The sequence below is a fragment of the Pseudarthrobacter sp. Hb11 genome (assembly GCF_059383655.1).
Map to the genome: position 1 here is coordinate 163,047 of NZ_JBWZCM010000005.1, position 25,068 is coordinate 188,114.

The following is a 25,068-nucleotide window of genomic DNA, read 5'->3' on the forward strand; positions in this document are numbered from 1 at the left end:
CTCAGGCTGGTCCCGCCGTCGTAATCCCCCGAACGGGGCGCCGGACGGAATGGTGCCCGGACGCCGTTTCGACGGTTCCCTGCGGGCGCGACGCTTTCGAACGTCGAGTGAGCAGGGAACCGTCGAAACGGGCTTGTCCACATAGCGGTGTCCGGCCCTGGGCTGCCGAGGCCGGCCCGGCGATTGTGGAGCCATGACCACACTTGCTGCCCTTCCTCCGTCGGTGAACCTCTGGCGGACGGATGAACTCCTCGAACAGGGGCTGAACTCCCGGGCCATTGCGGCACTGGTCCGCGAAGGTACCCTGCTGCGGGTGCGGCGTGGCTGTTATGCGCGCAGCGCCTGGTGGACAGGCTTGAAAGCCGCCGGACGCCGTCGCCAAATCATCCATGCCCACGCGCACGGAACCAGAACGACGTCGGCAGGCGGGTTTGTTTACAGCCACACCTCGGGTGCCAGCTTGCGGCGGCTTCACCTGTGGGACGTCGATGACCTGGTGCACTTGACCCAATCGGGTCGCCCGTCCAAGGTCTCACACGGGCATGGGGTCGTTGCCCACACCAGGAGTCTTATCAGCCGCGACTTCTCGTTTGTGGACGGCTTGCCGTGCACTTCGTTGGAACGCACGGTGGTGGACTGCTGCCTGATGTTCAATCTCCGGCAGTCCGTGATCCTGGTGGATCACGCTGCCAGGCTGGGCGCAGATCTTCCACTCCTGAGGGGTCATTGCGCCGCGTTGGCAGGCCGCAACGGAGTGGTGGCACTGCGCAGGGCCCTTGAACTTGCCGACCCCCGTTCAGAGTCAGCCGGCGAGAGCCTCACCCGGGAGCTGCTCGTGAGGCTCAAAATAGAAGTCCCCGTCCCCCAGTTCGAAGTTCACACGCCACTCGGACGGTACCGGCTGGACTTCGCCTGGCCGGAACGCAAGGTTGCCCTTGAATTTGATGGCAAGTCAAAGTACTTCGTGTACCGCCCCACCAATGAGGTCCTGTTCGAGGAACGCCGGCGCGGGAAAGCGCTGATGGAGGAAGGCTGGACGTTTCTCCGGGTGGAGTGGAAGGACCTGTTCAACGAGGCCGAATTCAAGTACCGCGTGCTGCGTGCGTTGGCCCAGGGCTCGGAGCACGGCTGAGCACCGCCGTTTCGACGGTTCCCTGCAGGCGCGACGATCTCGAACGTCGAGTGCGCAGGGAACCGTCGAATCGGGCAGCAGGCGTCGGCGGGTGCGGCGGGGGCTCAGGCCGCGGGCGCGGGAACCACCCCGTAGCTCGGCTCGCGCTTCTTGATCCAGCCGATGACCAGCGACGTGACGGGCACGAAGAGGAATTCCACCAAAGTCTTGTAAACGAAGCCCACCACCACGTAGTTGACGAAGGTCCCGAAGTCGGTAATGCCGATGACGGAAGCCGCGATGCTGCAGAAGATAAGGGTGTCCACGAACTCGCCGGCACCGGAAGAACCCATAAGGCGCGCCCACAGGGACTTCTCACCTGAACGGGCCTTCATCTTGACGAGGATCCACGAGTTGATGGTCTGCCCGGCAAGGAACGCAAGCAGCGAAGCCAGCACAATCTGCGGTACCGGGCCCAATGCGCCTTCCAGCGCGGCCTGCTTTGACGTCCCAAACTCGTCGTCAAAGCCGGGCAAGGCAATGATCACCCCGTAGCAGAGGGACGCGAAGACGGACAGCGCAAACGTGGTGAGAATGGCCTTGCGGGCCACCCTGAAGCCGTAAACCTCGCTGATGACGTCGCCCAGGATGTACGCCAGCGGGAAGAGGAAGAAGCCGCCGTCGGTGATGATCGGCCCGATGGCTACGCCCTTCGACGCCCCGATGTTGGACAGGATCAGTACCACCGCCATGGACGCCAGCATGATCCCGAAGTAGGGAGAACCGATGGAGGCGAACTTGGCTGCGCTGCCTGGCGGGGTTGTTTCGGGCAGGGCGTTGTGGCCTGAGCCTGAGGGCATGGGGATTCCGTTCATAGTGGTTCGCTCGGGCGTCCGGGGTTGATGCCGGCCGCCGGCTGTATTAGCACTGTCCGCCCAATTCTCCCATTGAACGCTGTTCAGGCACACAAAGCGGGCGGGCGACGCCGGATGGCAGGATAGTGCCATGACTTCTGTTCCCACCGACGTCCAGTCCCCCGCTGCCGCTCCCGCTGTTGTCCTGACGATTGCAGGCTCTGAAGCCACCGGCGGCGCCGGCGCCCAGGCCGACCTGAAGACCTTCCAGGAGCTCGGCGTCTTTGGCATCGCCAACCTCACCTGCATCGTGTCCTTCAACCCGAACGACAGCTGGAACCACCGCTTTGTCCCGGTGGACCAGCAGGTGATAGCAGACCAGCTGGAGGCGACGACGGCGGCCTACGGGCGGGAATCGGGCGCGACGTCGGTGCTGGAAACCGTGAAGATCGGCATGCTGGGCAGCCCGGCCACCATCAACACTGTGGCCGGCGCCCTCGAGGCGGGACAGTTCCGCAACGTGGTCCTGGATCCCGTGCTCATCTGCAAGGGCCAGGAGCCCGGGCATGCCCTGGACACGGACCAGGCATTGAAGGCGCAGATCCTCCCCCTGGCCACGTTCGTCACACCCAACCACTTTGAAGCCGAGTCCCTCTCCGGGCTGGAGATCAATGACGTGGAGTCCCTGAAGGCTGCGGCTGTGCGCATCCACGAGCTCAGCGGGGCCGCAGTGCTGGCCAAGGGCGGGGTGCGGCTTGCAGGCCCGGACGCCGTCGACGTCTACTACGACGGCGAAACCTTGGAAGTCCTCAGCGCACCCAAAGTGGGCGAGGTGGCGGTGTCCGGCGCCGGCTGCTCGCTCGCGGCGGCAGTAACGGCGGAACTGGCCAAGGGTGCCACGCCGCTGGAAGCTGCCCGGGCGGCCAAAGACTTCGTCACCGCCGGAATCCGCAACCGGGTGGCCTCCGGGGCTCCGTTTGACGCCCTTTGGCAGGGCGGCACGCGCTAGCGGATCCTCACGCCTACCGCGGGTCCGCGACCTTCCCCGTAAACAACGGCAGGCCCGTCCCCACATGCACAACCTGGTAGTGAAACGGCCGGTCGAAGCTGATGGACCGCGCCGGCTCGGGCTGGACGCTCGTGGCCATGCCGTTGATCTGTGTGACGGCGGCGGCCACGGTCCCTTTCTCCGCCACGGTGATGTTGGCGTCCTGGGCAGCCTGCGTGATCGTCAGCCCCGGCTGGATTGCGTCGAAATCACTGGTGGTGCTCAAGGTCTTCCGCAGTCCAAGCTTTTCGAGGATGGTCCGGACGTCAAAGTGGCTCTTGTGGTCCCAGGTGGGCAGTGCCAGGTCAATATCCTCCGGGGCGGCCGTCTCAAGGGCAAGTGCCACCTCCGCCAGCCGGTCGGCTTTGAGGGCGCCGGCACCGCCGTGGGAATCCTCGGCGGGAAGCACCAGCCGCATTACAAAACCCTCACCGTACGGGAGGTCCACGGCCTGCCAGCCCGCGCCCTCGGCGTAGGCCATTTCCTGCAGGCCGTGCATCATGGGGACATCAACCGTGCCATCTGCCGTGGCGAACGCTTCATCCCAGGTCCCCTCCGCGTCAAACGGAACGTCCCAGGCGGCAGCGAAGTAGACGGCGTTGAGCAGGCTGAAGGTATTGTCCGGGTCATACGGAGCCGGCGCTTTCTCGATCCGGCCGCCGGTGTTCCGGTTGACCCACGCATCGATGGCGGGTTTGGTGGCCGCCTCGTCACGGAAATCCACTGGATGCACGCCTGTCCCGTAGTGCTTCGTGAGCGCCTCCAGGTAGCCCCGGCCGGTGGGGACGTTCTTGCCCACAAACAGTCCGTTGGCAGTGTGCACCAGCGGTTTGGCGGGCGGGTTGTCCTCGCCCACCGAGCCGGGGTCGCCGTCGTACTCTTCGAGGGATGCGAGCAGGGCGTTCATGGCCTCGTCCCGGTCCGCCTCCGGTAGTCCCAGCACGGCGTCCATTTCGGCGGCGGCCTCCCCGGAGGCGCCGGCGCGCAGCATGGCCAGGGCAATCAGCAGGCTGCCCGGCGATGCGATGACGTTCCCCTCTTCGCTGGCCAGAAATGCGTCGCCCAGCTCAAAGCGGAATCCCGGAACGAAGCCAGTTCGTCCGGGTAAGCCGCGCGGTCCGCCGCGGCGCGCTCGACGCCGTCAGCCGTAAGCAGTTCCGGGGCTGCCGGGGCTGCCGGGGCTGCACACGCTGCCAGTCCCACCACAGCGCCCAACGCCATCATCCGCTGAAAACGAAACACCTCTGTCGCCTCCCCCGGCACACGGCGGGAATCCGCCTCCTCCCAGTGAACCAGCGACGGCGGCATCAGGCGATGCAGGTAGGGTCACGCTTTACACTCATTTGGGTCTCGCCGGCATGCCAGCCCGATCGGCTTCCTGGAACCCCACCTAAAAAGGAACGACGGCGGGTGGGCACCCGCCGTCGTTCCTTCTTTCCTACCCCTGGACGCTAAGCGTCTACGAGGTCCTTGTCCTTGTCTTCGTCCTTGCGGCCCTGCACCCAGGCGTGGCCCTGTTCGTGGTCCAGGTGGGTTGCCTTCTTGTTCTTCAGCGCGAAGATGTAAACCACCAGCGAGATGGCAATGGCCACCGTGACGTAGGTGAAGAACAGGTCCACCCTTTCGGCCTTTTGGAAGGCGGCTCCGATGAGCGGGACCGTCCCGCCGAACAGGGAGTTGGCGATCGCGTAACCCAGGCCGACGCCGAGGGCACGGATGGAGGCCGGGAACAGTTCAGCCTTCACCAGGGCGTTGATGGAGGTGTAGCCGCCCACGATCAGGAGGCCGCCCAGCATCAGCAGGAAGGCAGTGAACGGATCCTTGGTGCCGGCCAGGGTGGAGAGCAGGGGCCACGTGAACAGGACACCCGTGATGCCGAACCACAGCAGCAGGGGCTTGCGGCCCACCTTGTCCGAAATCATGCCGTAAACGGGCTGCAGGAGCATAAAGATAAACAGTGCCCAGAAGTTGATCACAGAGGTGTCGGTCTTGGCGATGCCGGACGTGTCATTCATGAACTTCAGGATGAAGTTTGTGTAGGTGTAGAACGCCACAGTGCCACCGAGCGTGACGCCGATGCAGATCAGCAGCGGCTTCCAGTACTGGGTGAACAGCAGCTTCATAGTGCCGGGCTGGGCAACGCCTGCTGCGGCCGGGGTCTTGGCCGCCTCTACCTGCTCCTCCGAAACGGTTTCCTCCATTGAACGCCGCAGCCAGAGGACCACCAGCGCCGCGACGCCGCCCAGTGCGAAGGGAATCCGCCAGCCCCACTCGGTGAGGGCGTCCTTGCCAAGGGCGTTCTGCAGGATCACCAGAACCAGCAGTGCCAGCATCTGGCCGCCGATCAGCGTGACGTACTGGAAGCTGGAGAAGAAACCCCGGCGCTTGGACGTTGCGGCTTCGGACATGTAGGTGGCGCTGGTACCGTACTCGCCACCCACCGAGAAGCCCTGGACCAGGCGGATCAGGATCAGCAGGATCAGTGCCCAGACGCCCACCTGCTGGGTGGTGGGCAGGATCGCGATGGCGAAGGAACCGGCGGACATCAGGGTGACACTGAGGGTCAGCGCGGCCTTGCGGCCCTTGCGGTCGGCATAGCGCCCGAAGAACCAGGCTCCGATGGGGCGCATCAGGAATGACGTGGAGAAGACCGCCATTGCTTCGAGGCCGGCCTGAAGATCGTCCGTGGAGTTGAAAAAGTGGGACTGGAAGTAGGCGGCAAAGACCGTATAGACGTACAGGTCATACCACTCGACGAGGTTGCCGGCCGAGCCCTTGAGAATGTTGCTCACTGCGCGGCGCGTCTGGGCTGCCTCGCCTGCTGCTGCGGTTTGCTGGGCGCTCATCGCTGAACCTTCCTTGGCTGCGCGGCCCCCGGTATCCGCTCAGGCCCTACTTTTGTGCTGTCCATGGCAACATTGCTCACGGTTCCTCCTCGACATTGACCGTCCCCGGGATGCCTGAGGACCTCACCAAAACTATTGGTGATGCAAGGCACAGCCCAAGCCGAAGGCGATTTTCCTAACACTTCCTTAGGTTTTCCCCTTGCCCTGCCCGGCCGGGCGGACGTGCTGGCAGGACTGAAAACCGGCGGAAGGGGTAACCTCCAAAGGCAGGCAGCAGCTTAGACGGGACAGGAACTGGCAATGGATGTGCTCATCGTCGAGGACGACGACGCCATGGCGTCCGCCCTTGGCGCGGCCGTGGTATCGGCCGGGCATACGTCCAGCAGGGTCTCCCGCGGCGCCGACGCACTCCTCGAGCACCGGCGGTTCGAGGTCATCCTGCTGGATCTGGGGCTTCCCGACATGGACGGCCTCGAGGTACTCCGCAAGCTTCGCCAGGTCACCCCCGTTCCCATCCTGATCCTCACCGCCCGCGACGATGAACGCAGCGTGGTGCTGGGCCTGCGCTCGGGGGCCGACGACTACCTCGTCAAGCCGGTAAAGCTGGTGGAACTCCTCGCACGGATTGAAGCCGTCACTCGGCGGACGGGCCGCGCGAAGGACACCAGGCAGAGGCCTATCGTGCTGGGAGAACTCCAACTGGACCTCGAGCGCCGGGTGGCCGTCCTCGGTGATAAGGCAGTTCCCCTGACGGCCACGGAATTCGACCTGCTTGCGCTCCTGGCCAGCCACGCAGGTTCAGTGGTAACACGGGAACAGATCCTGGACGCGCTGTGGGGCGACGCCTTCCTGGCCTCCTCACGGTCGCTGGACGTGCATTTGACCGGCCTCCGGTCCAAGCTGCAGATGCCCGGTTTCATCATCAACGTCCGTGGCGTTGGCTACCGCATCGAGGCGGATCCTGCGTGAAGCTCCGTGTCCTCGGCGTCCTGAGCATCCTGGCCGTCCTCCTGGTGCTCATTGCTTCCTACACCATCCTGGCCTCCGCCAGCCGGGAGCTCACCCAGGAGCTCCAGATCAACCGGGCCGCTGCCCTCAACAGGCTTGCGCAGGTTGCGTTCGACGCCGGGACTGACGGAGGCGATTCCGCGCAGCTTCAAGCCGAAATGGACAGGTACTCCGAGCTCTATGGGGAAGGAGTCCTGATCCGGCTCCAGCAGGGAATCCTGCGCTCCGGGGGCCTGAACGAGGACCGGGAGGACGTGAAGGACGCCCTTGCCGGGGCGAACCTGAGCCTCAGTGACACCACCCTGACACCGCTACAACCGTTCGGCACCGGAACCCAAATCATTTCCCGTTCCTTCGGCAGCGCCAGCCAGGTGCTGGGCGCAGCAGTATTGGAGGTCAACCCGGACGTCGCCCGGCAAAAACTGCGGGAACGCTGGCTCGCTGTCGGACTGGCCGCTGCCACGGTCGCCGCCGTGTTCCTCGTCGGAGCTGCACGGGTGACCCGCTGGGTCCTGCGCCCGGTCCACCGCCTCAACGCCGCCGTCGCGGAACTTGAAACCACCGGCCGCAGCAGCCGGCTGCCGGCTGAAGGACCGCCCGAATTGAGGGAATTGAGCCGCTCGTTCAGTGCGATGGCCCAAAGCGTCAGCGACAGCATCAAAGCCCAGCGCCAGCTCATCGCTGACACGTCACATGAGCTGCGCAATCCCGTTGGTGCCCTGCGGCTGCGGATCGATCTGCTGCAGCTGGAACTCAAAACTGCGCAGGAGCGGACTGCGGCAGCCGCCGTCGTGACGGAGCTCGAGCGCGTGGAAGAGATTCTCGACGGCGTACTGAGGCTGGCCGCGGCCGAGCACCAGGCTTTCGAGGGTTCTGCCGGCACCCCGGCCGCCCAGCTTTTCCCTGGGGGCAAGGCAACTGTTGACCCCCTCGCCATCGTGCAGGAAGAAGCGGAACGGGCAGGACCTGCCGCCCGGCGCGCCGGAGCGTCCATCCTCCTCGGCAGCGCGCCCGGGCAGTCCGTGCTCATCCCCTGCAACCCGGACCACCTTGCACAAATGGTGGGAGAACTGCTGAACAACGCCATCAAATACGCGGGCCGTGCGCGCATATCAGTTGCCGTCCGCGTGCGAGGCGCCACCGTGGTGATTGAAGTGTCCGACGACGGGCCTGGGCTTTCGTCCGACCAGAGGGCTGCTGCCACCAATAGGTTTTGGCGCTCGCCGCAGCACCGGGACATCAGCGGCAACGGCCTGGGCATGACCATTGTGGAGAAGCTGGCCGTCGCTAACGGGGGGCGCCTGCTGCTTGGCGAGGCCCCGCCGCACGGTTTGGCCGTTTCTCTGAAGTTTCCGCGTGCTCCAGAAGGCCAATTCCCTGGCCCCGAGGGGGGCGCCGCATGACTGACCCGTCCTTGAGTCTGCTGTCGAGGCGCGGGGCCCTAAAAGCCGGGGTTGCCGCTGGGTTCGCCGGCCTGCTGCTGCCGGCGCTGGGCGCCTGTACTGCGCACGAACGGCCGGATTCCGTCACCGTTGCCGGCGGCGAAGCGGGCGGCTTTTACCTGGAGTTCGCTACCCTGCTGGCGGCGTCGCTGCAGCGCCATGGTGTGGCGCGGAACGCCACGGCGCTGACCACCGGCGGCAGCCTGGACAACCTCGAACAGCTCCTGAGCGGGAAGGCCACGATCGCCGTCGCTCTCGCCGATGCCGCAGCCCAAAGCGAAGCGGGGAGGATCGCGTCCGACGCTGGAATCACGGCCCTCGGAAGGGTTTACGAAAACTACGTCCACTGCGTGGTCCGAAGGGCCAGCGGCATTCGGACTATTGCCGAGTTGGCCGGAAAGACGGTCGCAGTGGGCGAGCCGGGCTCTGGAACGTCCCTGACGACTCCCCGCCTGATCGACGCTGCCGGGCTCAGTCCCGTCGCTGCCGGCGCAGGTTCTGCCGTGCCTGCCGGACAGGCCGTCACCGTCTTGAATCTGGGCCTCAATGACGGGCTGACGGCGCTGCGGGAGGGAGCAGTGGACGCCTTGTTCTGGTCCGGCGGTGTTCCCACAGCGGCCATCGCTGCTGCCCATAACGACGTCGGGCTCAATTTCCTGGAACTCTCCGCGCTGCTTCCGGCGCTGCGGACAAAGTACGGCGTTTTCTACGACCGGGTGCTGATACCCGAGGGAGCCTACGAAGGAGTTCCCGCCGTGTGGACCGTCGGTGTGACAAATCTGCTGCTATGCCGGAGCGACCTGGCTGACGCGACTGTCAAAAAAACAGTTGAGCTGGTGGTGGGCCACGCGGAGGAGCTTATTCCCCAGTCCAGCCTGGGTGTCCAGTTCCTCAGCCCGGAAACCTTGATCAACACGGCGGGCATTCCGTTGCACCCGGCGGCCGCTGACGCCTACCGGCAGCTCCACGGCTGAACGCCCGCTCACTAGATGCACCAATCCCGGGAACTCCCGCTCACACAATGCACCAATCCCCGGAACGCGCGCTCATCACCTTCCGCCAGCTAGCCGAAAAGTTTCCCGCACCTCCTGAGCGAGCGTTCCGGGAAAATCGGCCAAACCTGAGCTGGCGTTCGGGGAAAACCCGCCATGCGTGAGAGGGCGTTGGGTCAGCTCCCCGAGTGCGCCTGCAGGAAGCTGTACACCTCAGTCTCGTCCACGCCCGGGAATGCGCCGGGGGGCATGGCGGCCAGCAGGTGCGAATGTGCCCGGGCCGAAGGCCATGCGTTCCCGGCCCACTCGGATGTCAAGGATTCAGGCGGGCGTTTGCAGCAGGTGGGATCCGGGCAGTTCGAAGTAGCCCGCGCCGTCGTTTCCCGCCCGCGGAACCACTTCACGTGCTGGTACGGCACGCCGATACTCAGCGAAAACTCACCGCTCGCCGAGCGTTCGGTGCGGGCGGTACACCAGTACGTACCGGACGCTGTGTCCGTGTACTGGCTGTAGGCGCTGAACTTGTCCGGCACGTCGAACACAGCCCGCGATGTCCACGCCTTGCACGACGGTTGTCCCTCAATGGCGCCGGTGTGGTCCTGGGGGAAGTTCACGCCGTCGTTCTCGTAGGCCTTGTAGATTATCCCACTCTGGTGCGTCTTCTGGAAATGCGTGGTGATGCCCAAATGCTTCGTGGCCAGGTTGGTAAAGCGGTGGGCCGCGGTCTCGTAGGACACGGCGAAGGCGTCCCGGATATCCTCGACCGCAATTTCCTTCGCCGCCTTGGCTTTTTGCAAAAATTCCACTGTTGCCTGCTCAGGGAGGAGGAGAGCGGCGGCGAAATAGTTGGTCGCCACCCGCTGGGCGAGGAAATCACCATAGTTCCGGGGCGTTTCATGTCCCAGCACGTAGTGTCCGAGGGCCTGGAGGAGCACCGACCGGGGGTCGTGGTCCTGCCGCTGGCTTTGGGTCAGGTAAATTCTGCGGTTCTTCAAATCTGTTACCGAGCGCGTGGAATGCGGCAGGTCACCCACGTGATGGAGGGCAAATCCGAGATGGGCAGCGATGTCGGCGATCACATGTTGGCTTAAAGGCCCGGTGGTGTAACCCACCTCCTTGAGGACCTTCTGCGCCTCGGATTCGTACTCCGGAAAATAATTGCCCCGCTCACGCATCATGGCCCGCAGCTCACCGTTGGCGCGGCGGGCTTCCTCCGGCGTTGCCACCTGCTCGTTCATCTTCCGTTCAAGCTCGTGCAGCAGCCCCACCTGAGCCTCGAGGACGTCGAGCGGAAGTCGCGAACTGATGCGGATTTTAGGCAGGTTCAGGGACTCGTAGAGAGGTCCCCGCTGGTACCGTTCCAGCTCGATTTCCAACGCCGCGCGGCGGCTGGGAGGTTCGGCACCGAGCAGCTGGTCAATGCCGATGTTGAGGGCCGCGGCAAGGTGCTGCAGCAGCCCGAGTTTGGGTTCCCGCTTGCCGTTCTCAATCAGGCTCAGCTGGCTGGGCGCGGTCCCGACGGCGGCACTCAGGTCATCGAGCGTCAAACCAGCTTGCTTGCGCAAGTGGCGTACGCGGCGGCCAAGCGAGATCACGTCCAGTTCCGCGGTGGCGGCGGACGGCGGCGGTTGCAGAACTTCCCTGTTCCAGCTTGAAGGCGACATTTCTGAAGAATACGTGAAGAACCGCATTTCTTTCCACAGTTTTTATCTAGAAAGGCTCTTGCAAATGCAGAAAAGTGGTCTTCACGGAAAGAAACACCGCACCGGGGAACCTGCCGGGACTGCAAAGTAGCAGTTCCGGCCGGCAGAAATCGCCGGAGCTCAATCAAGGAGATCAACGATGACTGCAGCATTTGAGCCGACCCAGCAGCCGTCCGGCCAGGACACAGAATCGCAGGCCGCCGCCCTGGAGCTCGAGTGGGCCGCCAATCCCCGCTGGGAAGGTGTGACCCGGGACTACTCAGCTTCCGACGTCGTCCGCCTCCGCGGCCGCGTCTCCGAAGAGCACACCCTGGCCCGCCGCGGGTCCGAGAAGTTGTGGAAGCAGCTCACCGAAGAGCACAGCACCGGCGGTTACACCAACGCCCTGGGTGCCCTGACCGGCAACCAGGCCGTGCAACAGGTCAAGGCAGGCCTGCGTGCCATCTACCTTTCGGGCTGGCAGGTGGCTGCGGACGCCAACAACTCCGGCCACACCTACCCGGACCAGTCCCTCTACCCGGCCAACTCGGTCCCCACCGTGGTCCGCCGGATCAACAACGCCCTGCTCCGCGCGGACCAGATCGAGTTCTCCGAGGGCATCCAGACGGTCGAGGACTGGCTGGTCCCGATCGTCGCCGACGCGGAAGCCGGCTTCGGCGGGCCGCTGAACGCCTACGAGCTCATGAAATCCATGATCCAGGCCGGCGCCTCCGGTGTTCACTGGGAGGACCAGCTCGCCTCGGAGAAGAAGTGCGGGCACCTGGGCGGGAAGGTCCTGATCCCCACGCAGCAGCACGTCCGGACCCTGAACGCCGCCCGGCTCGCCGCGGACGTCGCCGGCACCCCGTCGGTGGTCATCGCCCGTACCGACGCCGAAGCAGCCACCCTGATCACCTCCGATGTCGACGAACGCGACCAGGAATTCATCACAGGTGAACGCACCGCCGAGGGCTTCTACAAGGTCCGCAACGGCATCGAACCCTGCATCGCCCGCGCCAAGGCCTACGCCCCCTACTCGGACCTCATCTGGATGGAAACCGGCACCCCGGACCTCGAACTGGCCCGCACGTTCGCTGAAGCCGTCAAGGCCGACTTCCCCGACCAGATGCTCTCCTACAACTGCTCCCCCTCCTTCAACTGGCGCAAGCACCTGGACGACGCCACCATCGCGAAGTTCCAGCGCGAACTTGGTGCGATGGGATTCACGTTCCAGTTCATCACCCTGGCCGGGTTCCACGCCCTGAACTACTCGATGTTCGACCTCGCCCACGGCTACGCCCGGGAAGGCATGAGCGCCTACGTCGAACTCCAGGAGAAGGAATTCGCCTCCGAGTCCCGCGGCTACACCGCCACCAAGCACCAGCGCGAAGTCGGCACCGGCTACTTCGACACCATCTCCACGGCGCTCAACCCAAACGCCTCCACGCTCGCCTTGGTGGGATCCACCGAAGAAGGCCAATTCCACTAAAACTTAGCGTTCGACGGCGACAGGTCGGCTTCGCCTTCGGAGCGGCAATGCTCTGCCTGCTATCCCCATGCCCGCCCCAAGACCTCGTAGAACTCGGTCGGGGGCGGGCATAGGGCCCCTTTACGCAGGCTGCCGCATCACCGCTCCTGCGGCTTTGTGGGTTCCTCGCCTTTATGCCACCAGCCGCCGTCGAACTTCCCTTTTGGTCTTTGAGGAGACAGAAATGAACAGCTTCACTGACAGTTTCACCATCAATGGCATTACTTTGACGGCCCAGCCGATTTGCCGGCAGGACGAGGTGCTGACGCCGGACGCTCTGTCCTTTATCGCCAGGCTGCACCGGGCTACTGCTGAGCGGCGGCAGGAGCTGTTGCAGGCGCGGCGGGCGCGGCGTGCTGAGATTGCCGCCGGCGCGGACCCCCGCTTCCTCCGCGAAACCGAGCACATCCGCAACGACCCGTCCTGGCGGGTGGCTCCCCCGGCACCCGGGCTGGAGGACCGCCGCGTGGAGATCACCGGGCCAGTGGACAAGAAGATGACCATCAACGCCCTGAACTCCGGTGCGAAGGTCTGGCTGGCGGACATGGAAGACTCCTCCACCCCCACCTGGCGCAACGTCATCAAGGGCCAACTGAACCTCACCGACGCACTGGAACGCCGGATCGACTTCACCACCGAAGAAGGCAAAGAATACAAGCTCCGTCCCGCCGGCGACCTGCCCACCATCGTGGTCCGCCCCCGCGGCTGGCACCTGCCCGAGAAGCACATGCTCATCGACGGCACCCCCGTAGCGGGCGGGATCGTGGACTTCGGCCTGTTCTTCTTCCACAACGCCCGCCGCCTCCTGGCCCAGGGCAAGGGTCCGTACTTCTACCTGCCCAAGATCGAGAACCACCTCGAAGCACGACTCTGGAACGACATCTTCATCCTCGCCCAGGACCTCCTGAACATCCCGCAGGGCACCATCCGCGCCACCGTGCTGATCGAGACCATCACCGCAGCCTTCGAAATGGAGGAAATCCTCTACGAACTGCGCGACCACGCCTCCGGCCTGAACGCCGGCCGCTGGGACTACATCTTCTCCTTGATCAAGAACTTCCGCACACGAGGCCCCCGCTTCGTCCTCCCGGACCGGGCCCAAGTGACCATGACCGCCCCCTTCATGCGCGCCTACACCGAACAACTCGTCCGCGCCTGCCACAAGCGCGGCGCCATGGCCATCGGCGGCATGGCAGCAGCTGTTCCCAACCGCAAAGACCCCGAAGCCAACACCAGCGCCCTCGAAAAGGTCCGCGCCGACAAAACCCGCGAAGCCAACGACGGCTTCGACGGCTCCTGGGTGGCCCACCCCGACCTCGTGCCCGTCTGCCGAGAGGTATTCGACACCGTCCTGGGCAGAAAGCCCAACCAGCTGGATAAGCTCCGCGAGGACGTCATCCCGGACGACCGCGCACTGATCAACGTGGCCGCCACTGAGGGCACCATCACCGAACAGGGTATCCGGAACAACATCGAAGTGGGCATCCGCTACATCGAGTCCTGGCTCCGGGGCAACGGCGCGGTGGCCATCCACAACCTCATGGAAGACGCTGCCACCGCCGAGATTTCCCGGTCCCAGCTCTGGCAGTGGATCTACGCCCGGGCCATCACGGACCGAGGCGAAATCATTACCCACCACTGGATCGAGGAACTGCTCGACGAGGAATTCGCACGGCTGGAACGCTTCGACGGCGACCGCTTCGAAGACGCCCGCGACATCTTCGAGGAGGTCACCCTGGCCCAGGACTTCCCGTCCTTCCTCACCTTGCCCGCCTACGCCCGCTACCTCACGGAAGCCCGTGAACGGGCATCGGTGGAGGAGCTCGCCGCGGCGTAGCCAGCAGAACGACACCAGAACTTCCGTCCGCCGGGCCGGCACGCCCTCCGCAACAGGCACCTCCGAAATCCGGAGGGCCGGCCCGGCGACGGAGCACCCCTCGAACGCGCGCAAAGCGAACGACGGCGGGCTGGGCTCGCGCTTTACCGCCCCTTGGGCACCCGCCGCACGGAGAGGGTGGCGGCAAGGAAGAACGTCAGCACCGACGCCAGGATAAGGAGCAGGGCAGGCGTCCAGGATCCTGAAACGACGTGCACGTATCCCACCAGCGGAGGTGCAACCGCGCCGAAGCAGTAGCCAAGCCCCTGGACGGTGGCGGACATCCGGCCGGCGGAAACCTGGTCCCGCGCCAGCTTGATAATGGCGATGAAGATCAGCGTGATGCCGCCGCCTTGGGCAACGCCGCCAAAGATTGACCACAGCCACCAGAGTTCCGGTGCCAGCAGGAGACCGGCCGGCACGGCAGTCCACAACAAGCCCAAGGTGACGGCCACCGTCGTCGTACTGAAATATTTGGCTGCGAACGGCACACCGAGGCCGCCCACAATGGCAAACACCTGGAAAAGCGAGGAGCCTGCTCCGGCCGCAGCAGCGGACATGCCCAGTTCGTCGTTCAGGTAACTCGGCAGCCAGGCCGTAACGGCGTAATAGGAGAAGGCCTGTCCGGCGAACGCAGCCGTGAGCCCGGCCGTGGTCCACCCTGAGCCGGCAACGGCTCCGTCCCTCGGCCCATCCGGTGCAACAGCGCCTGAGGGCACAAAAGCAGCGCGGAGTCCGACGGCGAGCGCCCAGCACACGATGGCCGCTACGGCGAAGACCCCGACGGAGGCGAGCGCCAGCTGCCAGCCCGCGAGTTCGGCCAGCGGCGCCGTGACCATCGACGTCAGAAAGGACCCCACGTTCAGCGCGGCCGTATAGACGCCCATGGCGGTTCCCTGACGCAGCGGCGGGAAGTCGCGGCGGATGATGAGGGGCGCAGCGATGTTGCCGATGGTGATGGCCAGGCCAATCACCACTGTGCCGGCCAGCACCAGTGCCGGACCGCCCGAGGACCGGATGATGACGCCGGCCAGCACACCCAGGATGGTGAGGGTCACGGCGAACTCGGCGCCATACCCGCGGGCCACCATCGACGCCAGGGGTGACGCGAGCGCAAAGCACAACACCGGAATGCTGGTCAGCAGTCCCAGCACCACCGGGGAAAAGCCCAGGTCGGCCTGCATCACGTCCACCACCGGGGCGACGGCGACGAAGGGCCCGCGAAGGTTCAGCGCCAGCAGCCCGATGCAGGCCAGCAGGATCCATGTCTTAGGAATCCTGGCAAAGATGCGGCCGCTCACCTGCAGGGCTTGGATGCTGGATCTTTTTTCATCACACCCATTGCTATCACGGGGACGAACGCGGCAGGTCCCGGCGGCGGCGGGCCGGTCCTGCCTTACGATGAACATCACTGCCGCTGACTCCGGACGAAGGACACAACATGCAGCACCGGCTTGCCATCCTTGATGACTACCAGGATGTGGCGCATGGATTTGCGGACTGGTCCTCCCTGGAGGCCGACGGCGTCACGGTCACCTCGTACCGGGAGCCGTTCGCGTCACAGGACGCGCTGGTGTCCGCCCTGGCAGGAGTGACGATCATCATTGCGATGCGGGAGCGGACCGCTTTCCCGCGGGAAGTGCTCGAAAAGCTCCCCGCCCTCCAGCTCCTGGTCACCACCGGGATGGCAAACGCCTCCATCGACGTGGAGGCGGCAGCTGAGCTCGGATTGACGGTATGCGGCACTCCCGGCTCGCCCACAGCCGCTCCGGAACTGACTTGGGCACTGCTCCTGGCTCTGGCGCGCAACATCCCCGCCGAGGATGCTTCGCTCCGCTCGGGCGCCTGGCAGAACACGGTGGGGTTCGAACTGGCCGGCAAGACCCTGGGCGTGGTGGGTCTGGGCAAGATTGGCCGCAGGATTGCCGCCTACGGTCAGGCTTTCGGCATGGAGGTCGTGGCATGGAGCCAGAATCTGACAGATGAGGCCGCAGCCGGGGCCGGGGTGCGGAAAGTGTCCAAGGAGGAACTCTTCAGGACTTCCGACGTCGCCACCCTCCACCTGCGCCTGTCTCCCCGTTCAGAGGGCATAGTGGGCGAGCCCGAGTTACGGCTGCTGGGGCCGGACGGCGTCCTGGTGAACACCGCACGGGGCCCGTTGGTTGACCAGGACGCCCTGGTCCGGGCCCTGTCCGAAGGCTGGATCGCCGGCGTAGCCGTGGACGTGTTCGACCACGAACCCTTGCCGGCAGGCCACCCGCTCCTCAGTGCCCCCAACACGGTGCTCTCCCCGCACCTGGGCTATGTGACGCGCGAGAGCTACCGGGAGTTTTACGGCGGGGCTCTGGAGAACGTCAAGGCCTGGCTGGCAGGCTCGCCCGTGCGCGTGATTTCCGGCTGAAGCCCCCGAGCAGGTCGTAGGGGGGCGGCAGGCTGAGCCGCCCGCGGGGCTAACGGGTCCCGGCCGTTACCCGGGTACCTGAAGCGTTGCCTCAATGGATGCCGGAGACAGCACATGCTGCGTCACCATCTGGCTTGCGCCCAGAATGGCAGCGCGGTCGCCGGCCAGGGACAGTGAAATGCGGAGGTGGGCTGTGGCCAGCGGAAGCGAGCGCCGGTATACCACTTCCCGCACGCCAGCCATGAGGTGCTCCCCGGCCTGGCCCAGGCTTCCACCGACCACAACAACAGACGGGTTGAGCAGGTTGACCACTGTGGCCAGGACGTCGCCCACGTCCCGGCCCGCCTGTCGCAGTACCTGGATGGCCTGCAGGTTTCCCTGCGCCACGAGCCGCAGTACGTCACTGCCATCCGTGGCCGCAACCCCCTGCCGGTCCAGTTCGGCGGCCAACGCCGGACCGGACGCCAGGGCCTCCAGGCAGCCGTAGTTGCCGCAGCGGCACAGCACGTCGTCGCCGCGCGGAACCCGCACGTGGCCCAGGTCGCCGGCGGTACCGTTGGCACCTCGCTGCAGGGTTCCGCTGCTGATAATTCCGGAGCCGATGCCGGTGGCCACCTTGATAAACAGGAAGTTTCCGTCCCCGGGCCAGTGGGCGGTCTGTTCCCCCAGCGCCATGATGTTCACATCGTTGTCCACCAGCACGGGCACTGGCAGGGATCGCTGAACGTAAGACACGACGTCAAACCCGTCCCAGCCCGGCATGATGGGCGGCTTGACCGGCCGCCCGCTGGTGTGCTCCACCGGCCCCGGCAAACCGATGCCCACGCCCGCCAGATCCGCCATCCCGCGGCCAGCAGCGGCCAGCAGCGACAAACCCTCCTTGACCACCCGGCCCAGCACGACTTCCGGCCCGTCCGCCACGTCCTGCGCCAGGCGTTGTTCGGCCAGGACCTGGCCATTGAGGTCCGTGGCGGCAACGATGACGTGGGTGGCCCCGACGTCCACCGCGAGCACAACCCGCACGGAAGGGTTGAAGGCAAAGCGCGACGGCGGCCTGCCGCCGCTGGACGTCGCCTCACCGGCCGGGCCCACCCATCCAGACTCGATGAGGGCATCGATACGTGACGCCACGGTGGACCTTGCCAGGCCGGTGGTCAGCGCAAGCTCAGCCCTGGTCCGCGCCTTGCCGTCCCGGAGGAGCTGAAACAGGACACCGGCCCCGCCCTGGAGAGCGGCAGGTTCTGACGCCGGGATGCTGCTGCCTGCGGTCTTGGTCATAGGACATGGATAGCACGCCCACTTCTGCATGTCACGCTGACAACTTTTGCTTGACGGACAGCAAAAGTAGACCTAGCTTTGCAGTAGACCGAAAAGCTCGGCCGTGCCCGCTTACCTGCAGCCCGAAACCGAGTCCCAGACCCCCAGGAGACCAGATGTCCTACTCGCTCCAGCTCTATACGCTGCGCAACGCGATCCAGGAAGACCTTCCCGGCGCTATCAGAAGGGTGGCGGAACTCGGCTTCACCAAGGTGGAGCCGTACAACTTCGTTGCCACTGCCACCGAGCTTGGAGCGGCCCTGCGGGAGAATAGCGTCACCGCGCCGTCCGGCCACGCCCCGCTGCTGAGCCAGGACCAGGACGAAATCTTCGCCGCCGCAAAGGAACTTGGGATCACCACCGTGATCGAGCCGTTCATTCCTGCGGAGCGCTGGCAGTCCGCGGAGGACGTCCAGGCCACGGCCGCCAAGCTGAACGAAGCGGCCAAAAAGGGGGCCGGCTACGGCATCCGGGTGGGGTACCACAACCACCAGTGGGAGCTGGAGTCCACCATCGAGGGCCGGACGGCCCTGGAGTACTTTGCGGACCTCCTGGACCCGGAACTGGTCCTGGAGGTGGACACGTACTGGGTCGCTGTCGGTGGACAGGACCCCGTGGACCTCCTGGGCAAGCTGGGTGACCGGGTGAAGTTCATCCACATCAAGGACGGGCCGCTGACCACCGACACCAAGGCCCAGCTGCCCGCTGGTAAGGGCAAGGTGGCTGTCCTGGACGTCATTGCCGCCGCGAAGTCCATGGAAGTGGGAGTTGTGGAATTTGATGACTACGACGGGGACATTTTCGACGGCATCGCCCAGAGCCTGGCGTTCCTGCAGGAGTCCGGCACCGCCGCAGCCGGAGCAGAAGCATGAGCGCCGCATCCCCGATCAACCCAACAAACCCGCTGAACGCAGCAACGGGACGCGGCCCGGTGGGCGTTGGTGTCATCGGCGCCGGCAACATCAGCAAGCAGTACCTGGACAACCTCACCGTCTTCCCGGATTTGAAAGTCCACGTCATCGCGGACCTCTTCGAGGAAGCGGCGGAAGCCCGGGCCAAGGAATATGGCATCCCCGAGTGGGGCGGGGTGGAGAAGGCACTGAACCACCCCGACGTCGAAATTATCGTCAATCTGACCATCCCTGCCGCCCACGTGGAGGTTGCCACTGCCGCCGTGAACGCCGGCAAGCACGTCTGGACCGAGAAGCCCTTCTCGCTGGACCGCGAGTCCGGCCTGGGCCTGCTCAAAACCGCTGATGCCGCCGGAATCCGCCTCGGCTGCGCCCCGGACACGTTCCTCGGCGCAGGCCTGCAAACCGCACTGCGCGTAATCCAGCGGGGCGATATTGGAACTCCCCTGAGCGCAATGACCACGTTCCAGACCCCCGGCCCGGAATCCTGGCACCCCAACCCGGCCTTCCTCTTCCAGCACGGCGCCGGCCCCTTGTTCGACATGGGCCCCTACTACCTCACCACCCTGGTCCAGGCTTTCGGCCCGATCCGCAAGGTGGCCGCCGTCGGATCCAAGGCCAAGGATGTGCGCGTGATCGGTTCCGGGCCCAAAGCCGGCGAAGAGTTCACGGTGGAAGTGCCCACCCACGTGTCCGCGATGGCCCAGTTCGAAGGCGGGGCGTCCTCCCACAGCGTTTTCTCCTTCGAGTCCCCCCGCCACCGGGTGGGCTTCGTGGAGATCACGGGCACTGAGGCCACCCTGTCCCTGCCGGACCCCAATTACTTCGACGGCGACATCAGGCTTTGGCGTGCGGGAGACGAGGACTGGACCACCATCGCGGCCACCGGTCCGGCGAACGACCGCGGCATGGGAGTCCTGGACATGGCCCGGTCCATCCGTGCCGGTGTCCCCCACCGTGCCACCGGCAACCTTGCCTATCACGTCCTGGACAGCATGGTCTCCATCTCGGAGTCCGTGGAGTCCGGCACGTTTGTCAGTGTCGAAAGCTCCGCACCGGCGTCGGCTCCCCTCCCGGAGGACTGGGCCCCGGAAACGCTGACTCTGGACGGCAACGCGTGAGCCGCGAACCAGGCCTCAAGGGTCGGCTGGGCGTGGCGATGATCGGCTACGCCTTTATGGGCAAGGCGCATTCCAATGCTTGGCGGAACGTGGCAAGCTTCTTCGACGTCCCCGCGTTCGAGCAGAAGATCCTCGTGGGCAGGGACGCCGCCGCAGTCTCGGACGCCGCCGCCAAGTACGGCTGGAGTGAAACGGCCACGGACTGGCGCGCCGTGCTGGACCGGGACGACATCCATATCGTGGATATCTGCGCCCCCGGCTGGCTGCACGCCGAGATTGCCATCGCCGCGCTCGAAGCCGGCAAACATGTGCTGCTGGAAAAGCCGCTGGCCAACACCCTGGCGGAGGCCGAGGCCATAACCTCCGCAGCGCGGGCCGCCAGGGCCGCAGGTGTGCAGTCGATGGTGGGATTCAACTACCGCCGCGTCCCCGCCCTGGCCCTTGCGAAGGAAATGATCGCGGCCGGCCGGCTCGGTACCGTCCGCCAAGTCCGGGCGGCTTACCTCCAGGACTGGCTGGCCGATGAGTCAGCCCCCATGACCTGGCGGCTGACAAAGGACACTGCGGGCTCCGGGGCGCTTGGGGACATCGCCTCCCACGCCATCGACCAGGTCCTCTTCCTGCTCGGCGACCAGGTCACGGAAGTTGCCGGCCGCCTGCACACCTTCGTGAACCAGAGGCCGGGACCCGAGGGGCTTGAAGAGGTAACGGTCGACGACGCTGCCTGGGCGACGCTGACCCTCGCCTCCGGGGCGGTCGCCTCGGTGGAGGCCTCCCGCGTGGCCACCGGCCGGAAGAACTCCCTCCAGCTGGAGGTCTACGGTGACAAAGGTGCCATCACCTTCGACCTGGAAAACCTCAACGAACTCAGGTTCCTTGACGCCACAGCGCCCGCCCGCGAGCAGGGCTTCCGCCGGATCATTGTAAGCGAACCCGACCACCCGTACATGGACGGCTGGTGGCCGCAGGGCCACATCATCGGCTGGGAGCACACCTTCACGCACGAAATCCGCGACTTCCTGCTTGCCGTCGGCAGCGGGACCGAGCCGTCGCCGTCGTTCGAGGACGGACTGGAAGTCCAGCGCATCCTGGCCGCCGTGGAGGAGTCCGCCGCCGCAAAAAGTTCAACCATCCCGCTGACCCCAGCAACCCGCCCCGCAGCTACGACAGAAGGAGCCTGACATGCCCCGCCCCTACACCCTGTTCACTGGCCAGTGGGCCGACCTTCCGTTTGAGGAAGTCGCGAAGCTGGCGTCCGGCTGGGGCTACGACGGCCTGGAAATAGCCGTCTCCGGCGACCACCTGGATGCCTGGCGCTGGGACGAACCCGGTTACGTCGAGTCCAAGCTCGCCGTACTGGAGAAGTACAACCTGAAGGTCTGGGCCATCTCCAACCACCTCAAGGGCCAGGCCGTCTGCGACAACCCCATCGACTTCCGCCACGAAGCGATCGTCGGCGCCAAGGTGTGGGGCGACGGCGACCCCGAAGGCGTCCGCCAGCGCGCCGCGGAAGAGATGAAGCACACTGCCCGGCTCGCCAAGGCACTCGGCGTGGACACCGTCGTGGGCTTCACCGGCTCCTCCATCTGGCAGTACGTCGCCATGTTCCCGCCCGTCCCGGAAAAGGTCATCGAGGCCGGGTACCAGGACTTCGCCGACCGCTGGAACCCCATCCTGGACGTCTTTGACGAGTGCGGCGTTCGCTTCGCGCACGAGGTCCACCCCTCGGAAATCGCCTACGACTACTGGACCACCGTCCGCACCCTCGAAGCGATCGGCCACCGCGAAGCCTTCGGCCTGAACTGGGACCCGTCCCACATGATGTGGCAGGGCATCGACCCCGTCTCCTTCATCTGGGACTTCAAGGACCGGATCTACCACGTGGACTGCAAGGACACCAAGGTCCGCCAGACAGGCCGGAACACCGTGATGGGCTCCCACCTCGCCTGGGGCGACCCCCGCCGCGGCTGGGACTTCGTCTCCGCCGGACGCGGCGACGTCCCCTGGGAAGCGTCCTTCCGCGCCCTGACCGCCATCGGCTACGACGGGCCCATCTCGGTTGAGTGGGAAGACGCCGGAATGGACCGCCTCCACGGCGCCCCCGAAGCCCTCGCCGCCCTCAAGAAGTTCGACTTCGCGCCGTCGAGCACCTCCTTCGACGCCGCCTTCAAGCAGTAGGGACATAAAATCCCTGCATGACCTCTTCCATCCGTAAGGCAACAGGGGACGACGCCGGCGCGCTGGCTGCGCTGGCGGCCGTCACCTTTCCCCTCGCCTGCCCGCCGTCGTCGTCGCCCCAGGACATCGCGGCGCACCTCGCCAACACGCTCAGCGAACGCCACTTCCAGAGCTACCTCGACGACCCCGCGGTCACCATCCTGGTGATTGACGACGGCGGCAACCTGCGGGGCTACAGCCTGCTGGTGAACCGGCCGGCAGATGACCCGGACGTCGTGTCCGCGCTGGGGATCCTGCCGTCGGTGGAACTGAGCAAGTGCTACGTGCACCCGGAACACCACGGGCTCGGCGCGGCTGCCGAGCTGATGCACGCCAGCCTCCAGGCGGCTGCCGAAGCCGGCGGCCAGGGCGTCTGGCTGGGCGTCAACAGCCAGAACGCCCGTGCCATCCGCTTCTATGAAAAGTCAGGGTTCAGCAGGGTAGGCACCAAGTCTTTCCGGCTGGGCAGCACCGTGGAGCATGACTTCGTGCTGGAGCGCACCGTCCCTTAACTGCCGGGGTGCACCTCTCCGAAGTCATCCAGCAGGGAGTCCAACGGCGGGCGGGGTTCGGCCAACAGCCGAAGTCCGGGCGGAAGGCCCTCGATGCTGCCGTCGGTACCCTTGGCCCTGATGGTCACGCGGGCCGTGTCCAGCAGTACGTTCTCAGCGCTGAACTCACCGAGGGCTTCGGGGAGGATCGGGGCCAGGTGGACCACGTTGCGGGTGAAGTCGGGGTCGAACCGCAGGAGGATCCTCGCCAACTGCACCGGCGCCGCGGCCGCCCACGCCTGCGGCGAGCAAGCCGTGGGGTAGGGCACCGGCCCCGGAAACTCGCCGCGGTCGAAGCCGCAGAACAACTCCGGGAGCCGGCCGTCAAAGTGCTCGGCAGCCTCAATGAGGCCCAACGCAAGGCGCCGGGCCTCCTCGACGAACCCGTAGCGCATCATGCCCGTAGCCACCAGCGCCGAGTCATGCGGCCAGACCGAGCCGTTGTGGTAGCTCACCGGGTTGTACGCCCCCATGTCAGAGGCGAGAGTACGGATACCCCAGCCGGTGAACATCTGCGGGGACATCAGGTGTTCCACCACCGACGGCGCCTTGTCCTCATCCACGATGCCCAGCCAGAGGCAATGGCCCATGTTCGAGGCACAGGCGTCCACCGGCCGCTTGTCCTTGTCCAGTGCCACCGCGAAGTAGCCTTTCTCCGGCAGCCAGAACTTCTCGTTGAACGCGGCCTTCAATTCCGCAGCGCGTTCTGCCCAGTGCTGTTCCAAGGCAGAATCACCGCTCCAGCGAGCAAGCAGGGACCGGCCAATGTAGGCCGAATAAACGTAGGCCTGCACTTCGCAGAGGGCTATGGGCGCCTCGGCCATCGTGCCGTCGGGGAAGTTGATGCCGTCCCAGGAGTCCTTCCAGCCTTGGTTTATCAGCCCGTGGTCATTGGGCCTGGCGTATTCCACGAACCCGTCGCCGTCGCGGTCCCCGTACTGCTCGATCCAGTCCAGGGCCCGGTCCGCGTGCGGAAGCAATGGCTCGATGATGTCGCGTGAGAGTCCCCACCGGCTAAGTTCGCCGATGAGGGCGGCGAAGAGCGGAGTGGCGTCAGCCGTCCCGTAATAGGCGGTGCCGCCCAGCGCGGCGCCGGCTGTAACGCCAAGCCTCACTTCATGGGGAATCCGCCCGGGTTCCTCCTCCGAATCCAGATCGACCTTGGTTCCCTGGAGGCCTGCCAAAGTCTGCAGCGTGCCGGCAGCCAATTTGGGGTCCACCAGGAGGCACATGTAGGAGGACAGGATGGAGTCGCGGCCGAAAAGTGCCATGAACCAGGGCGCCCCGGCTGCCACGGCGGCCCGTTCCGGGTGGTGCTCGTCAAAGATCCGCAAGGAGCCAAGGTCGCTCTCGCTGCGGTTCAGGACTGCCTGCAGGTTGCTGTCCGTGACGGTGATCCGGGGCACGTTCTGCTCCCAGTGGCGGTGCCGGAGCGCACCTTCGCGGTGGTGCGGAAGCCCGCCTTCGTTGAAGGGTTCGTCGGGTGCCTGCCCGTTGACGAGTGGGACCACGATCACGCTGGTTGCCCACTTGCCGCGGGCCGGGATGGTGGCCCGGAAGCGGAGCCCGTCCGTGCTGACGACCGCCCCACGGGCACGGATGGCGGTCCCGCGCCGCTGCCCGTTGTGGGCGCTTTCAATAACGAGCTGGCCGTCGCGGACAGTGCGGGATGATTCTGCGGTGCGGGATGCCCGCCCGCCCTTTACATCGAAAAGGTCAGCCTGGTCGGCGTCGATGAGAAGCTCGACGTCGCAGTCCACCGGTTCGGCAGAGTAGTTTTCCAGGGTGATGTCGTCCTGCAGTCCGGGTCCGATGTGTCGCACCTGGCGGACCACCAGGGGGCTGTCGAACCTGCCGTCCGGCCACTTGGCCCGGCCCACAAAGGTGGCCTCGAAGGGCCGGGGCCTCTGGGCCGCCAACGGCTCCCGCAGGGAACCGTTGACCCGGAGCACCCAGTGGGAAATGATGCGGGTGTCCTGGAAGAACGCACCGTTCGTGCCGCCGTCGGAACTGATGTCCCCGCCGCCTGATGAGATGCAGAATGAGGATCCTTCCACCACCGTGACCGAACCCGACTCGGATGCGGCTGCCTCTGTATCGGCGTTCCATGCGGTCACGAACAACTCCCTCCTCAGCGGGCTGCTGCCGCCGCGGATTCGGAAG

The 25,068-nt window shown here is 65.6% G+C and carries 21 protein-coding genes; 13 read left to right on the forward strand and 8 right to left on the reverse strand.

Annotated features, from left to right (window positions below):
* Window positions 1-193 precede the first annotated feature (193 nt).
* Window positions 194-1,132, forward strand: a complete 939-nt coding sequence (locus AC50X7_RS10385) for a type IV toxin-antitoxin system AbiEi family antitoxin domain-containing protein (protein WP_494978924.1) — start codon at window positions 194-196, stop codon at window positions 1,130-1,132.
* A 104-nt stretch (window positions 1,133-1,236) separates the two neighbouring features.
* Here AC50X7_RS10385 and AC50X7_RS10390 read toward each other — a convergent pair whose 3' ends face one another.
* On the reverse strand, window positions 1,237-1,971 hold the full coding sequence (locus AC50X7_RS10390) for a queuosine precursor transporter (protein ID WP_494978925.1): 735 nt from the start codon (window positions 1,969-1,971) through the stop codon (window positions 1,237-1,239).
* A 145-nt stretch (window positions 1,972-2,116) separates the two neighbouring features.
* Between AC50X7_RS10390 and AC50X7_RS10395 the strand changes: the two genes are divergently transcribed.
* On the forward strand, window positions 2,117-2,974 hold the full coding sequence (locus tag AC50X7_RS10395) for a hydroxymethylpyrimidine/phosphomethylpyrimidine kinase (protein WP_494978926.1): 858 nt from the start codon (window positions 2,117-2,119) through the stop codon (window positions 2,972-2,974).
* Window positions 2,975-2,987: 13 nt separating this feature from the next.
* Here AC50X7_RS10395 and AC50X7_RS10400 read toward each other — a convergent pair whose 3' ends face one another.
* From AC50X7_RS10400 to AC50X7_RS10410, 3 genes are all read right to left on the reverse strand, one after another.
* Window positions 2,988-4,079, reverse strand: a complete 1,092-nt coding sequence (locus AC50X7_RS10400; protein ID WP_494978971.1) for a serpin family protein — start codon at window positions 4,077-4,079, stop codon at window positions 2,988-2,990.
* Window positions 4,016-4,255: a hypothetical protein gene (locus tag AC50X7_RS10405; RefSeq protein WP_494978927.1), complete on the reverse strand. Its 240-nt coding sequence runs from the start codon at window positions 4,253-4,255 to the stop codon at window positions 4,016-4,018. Before AC50X7_RS10405 ends, AC50X7_RS10400 begins: the two co-directional genes overlap by 64 nt.
* A 209-nt stretch (window positions 4,256-4,464) precedes the next feature.
* Entirely contained in the window at window positions 4,465-5,859 is a 1,395-nt protein-coding gene (locus AC50X7_RS10410) for an MFS transporter (protein WP_494978928.1), read from the reverse strand.
* A 300-nt stretch (window positions 5,860-6,159) separates the two neighbouring features.
* Between AC50X7_RS10410 and AC50X7_RS10415 the strand changes: the two genes are divergently transcribed.
* The 3 genes from AC50X7_RS10415 to AC50X7_RS10425 are packed head-to-tail and all read left to right on the forward strand — an operon-like array spanning window position 6,160 to window position 9,283.
* The gene (locus AC50X7_RS10415; RefSeq protein WP_494978929.1) at window positions 6,160-6,828 is read left to right on the forward strand and encodes a response regulator transcription factor; all 669 of its coding nucleotides are present in this window, start codon (window positions 6,160-6,162) and stop codon (window positions 6,826-6,828) included.
* On the forward strand, window positions 6,825-8,270 hold the full coding sequence (locus tag AC50X7_RS10420; RefSeq protein WP_494978930.1) for a sensor histidine kinase: 1,446 nt from the start codon (window positions 6,825-6,827) through the stop codon (window positions 8,268-8,270). Before AC50X7_RS10415 ends, AC50X7_RS10420 begins: the two co-directional genes overlap by 4 nt.
* Window positions 8,267-9,283: a TAXI family TRAP transporter solute-binding subunit gene (locus AC50X7_RS10425; protein WP_494978931.1), complete on the forward strand. Its 1,017-nt coding sequence runs from the start codon at window positions 8,267-8,269 to the stop codon at window positions 9,281-9,283. Before AC50X7_RS10420 ends, AC50X7_RS10425 begins: the two co-directional genes overlap by 4 nt.
* Before the next feature lie 194 nt (window positions 9,284-9,477).
* On the opposite strand, the gene AC50X7_RS10430 is transcribed toward AC50X7_RS10425, so the two are convergent.
* On the reverse strand, window positions 9,478-10,992 hold the full coding sequence (locus AC50X7_RS10430; RefSeq protein WP_494978932.1) for a helix-turn-helix domain-containing protein: 1,515 nt from the start codon (window positions 10,990-10,992) through the stop codon (window positions 9,478-9,480).
* Window positions 10,993-11,143: 151 nt separating this feature from the next.
* Here AC50X7_RS10430 and aceA point away from each other — a divergent pair, with 151 nt between their 5' ends.
* Window positions 11,144-12,472 (forward strand): isocitrate lyase, encoded by a 1,329-nt coding sequence (aceA, locus tag AC50X7_RS10435; RefSeq protein WP_494978933.1) that lies wholly within the window; start codon window positions 11,144-11,146, stop codon window positions 12,470-12,472.
* A 223-nt stretch (window positions 12,473-12,695) separates the two neighbouring features.
* Complete coding sequence (aceB, locus tag AC50X7_RS10440) at window positions 12,696-14,348, forward strand: malate synthase A (RefSeq protein ID WP_494978934.1); 1,653 nt, start codon at window positions 12,696-12,698, stop codon at window positions 14,346-14,348.
* Between the two features lie 143 nt (window positions 14,349-14,491).
* Here aceB and AC50X7_RS10445 read toward each other — a convergent pair whose 3' ends face one another.
* The gene (locus AC50X7_RS10445; protein WP_494978935.1) at window positions 14,492-15,688 is read right to left on the reverse strand and encodes an MFS transporter; all 1,197 of its coding nucleotides are present in this window, start codon (window positions 15,686-15,688) and stop codon (window positions 14,492-14,494) included.
* A gap of 140 nt (window positions 15,689-15,828) precedes the next feature.
* On the opposite strand from AC50X7_RS10445, the gene AC50X7_RS10450 reads away from it, so the two are divergent.
* A complete protein-coding gene (locus tag AC50X7_RS10450) occupies window positions 15,829-16,788 on the forward strand; it encodes a D-2-hydroxyacid dehydrogenase family protein (RefSeq protein ID WP_494978936.1) in 960 nt (319 codons plus the stop codon).
* A gap of 66 nt (window positions 16,789-16,854) precedes the next feature.
* Here the strand turns inward: AC50X7_RS10450 and AC50X7_RS10455 are convergent, their stop codons facing one another.
* A complete protein-coding gene (locus AC50X7_RS10455; RefSeq protein ID WP_494978937.1) occupies window positions 16,855-18,066 on the reverse strand; it encodes an ROK family transcriptional regulator in 1,212 nt (403 codons plus the stop codon).
* A 155-nt stretch (window positions 18,067-18,221) separates the two neighbouring features.
* On the opposite strand from AC50X7_RS10455, the gene AC50X7_RS10460 reads away from it, so the two are divergent.
* From AC50X7_RS10460 to AC50X7_RS10480, 5 genes are read left to right on the forward strand one after another with little or no spacing between them, the layout of a single operon-like run.
* A complete protein-coding gene (locus tag AC50X7_RS10460; RefSeq protein ID WP_494978938.1) occupies window positions 18,222-18,977 on the forward strand; it encodes a sugar phosphate isomerase/epimerase family protein in 756 nt (251 codons plus the stop codon).
* Window positions 18,974-20,137 carry a Gfo/Idh/MocA family protein gene (locus tag AC50X7_RS10465; RefSeq protein ID WP_494978939.1) on the forward strand — a complete coding sequence of 388 codons (1,164 nt, stop codon included), beginning with the start codon at window positions 18,974-18,976 and terminating at the stop codon, window positions 20,135-20,137. The genes AC50X7_RS10460 and AC50X7_RS10465 overlap by 4 nt, the downstream gene beginning before the upstream one ends.
* Window positions 20,138-20,175: 38 nt before the next feature.
* Window positions 20,176-21,318 carry a Gfo/Idh/MocA family protein gene (locus AC50X7_RS10470; protein ID WP_494978972.1) on the forward strand — a complete coding sequence of 381 codons (1,143 nt, stop codon included), beginning with the start codon at window positions 20,176-20,178 and terminating at the stop codon, window positions 21,316-21,318.
* A 1-nt stretch (window position 21,319) separates the two neighbouring features.
* Entirely contained in the window at window positions 21,320-22,315 is a 996-nt protein-coding gene (locus AC50X7_RS10475) for a sugar phosphate isomerase/epimerase family protein (RefSeq protein WP_494978940.1), read from the forward strand.
* A 17-nt stretch (window positions 22,316-22,332) separates the two neighbouring features.
* The gene (locus tag AC50X7_RS10480; protein ID WP_494978941.1) at window positions 22,333-22,866 is read left to right on the forward strand and encodes a GNAT family N-acetyltransferase; all 534 of its coding nucleotides are present in this window, start codon (window positions 22,333-22,335) and stop codon (window positions 22,864-22,866) included.
* On the opposite strand, the gene AC50X7_RS10485 is transcribed toward AC50X7_RS10480, so the two are convergent.
* Window positions 22,863-25,022 (reverse strand): amylo-alpha-1,6-glucosidase, encoded by a 2,160-nt coding sequence (locus AC50X7_RS10485; protein ID WP_494978942.1) that lies wholly within the window; start codon window positions 25,020-25,022, stop codon window positions 22,863-22,865. The genes AC50X7_RS10480 and AC50X7_RS10485 overlap by 4 nt on opposite strands.
* Window positions 25,023-25,068 lie beyond the last annotated feature (46 nt).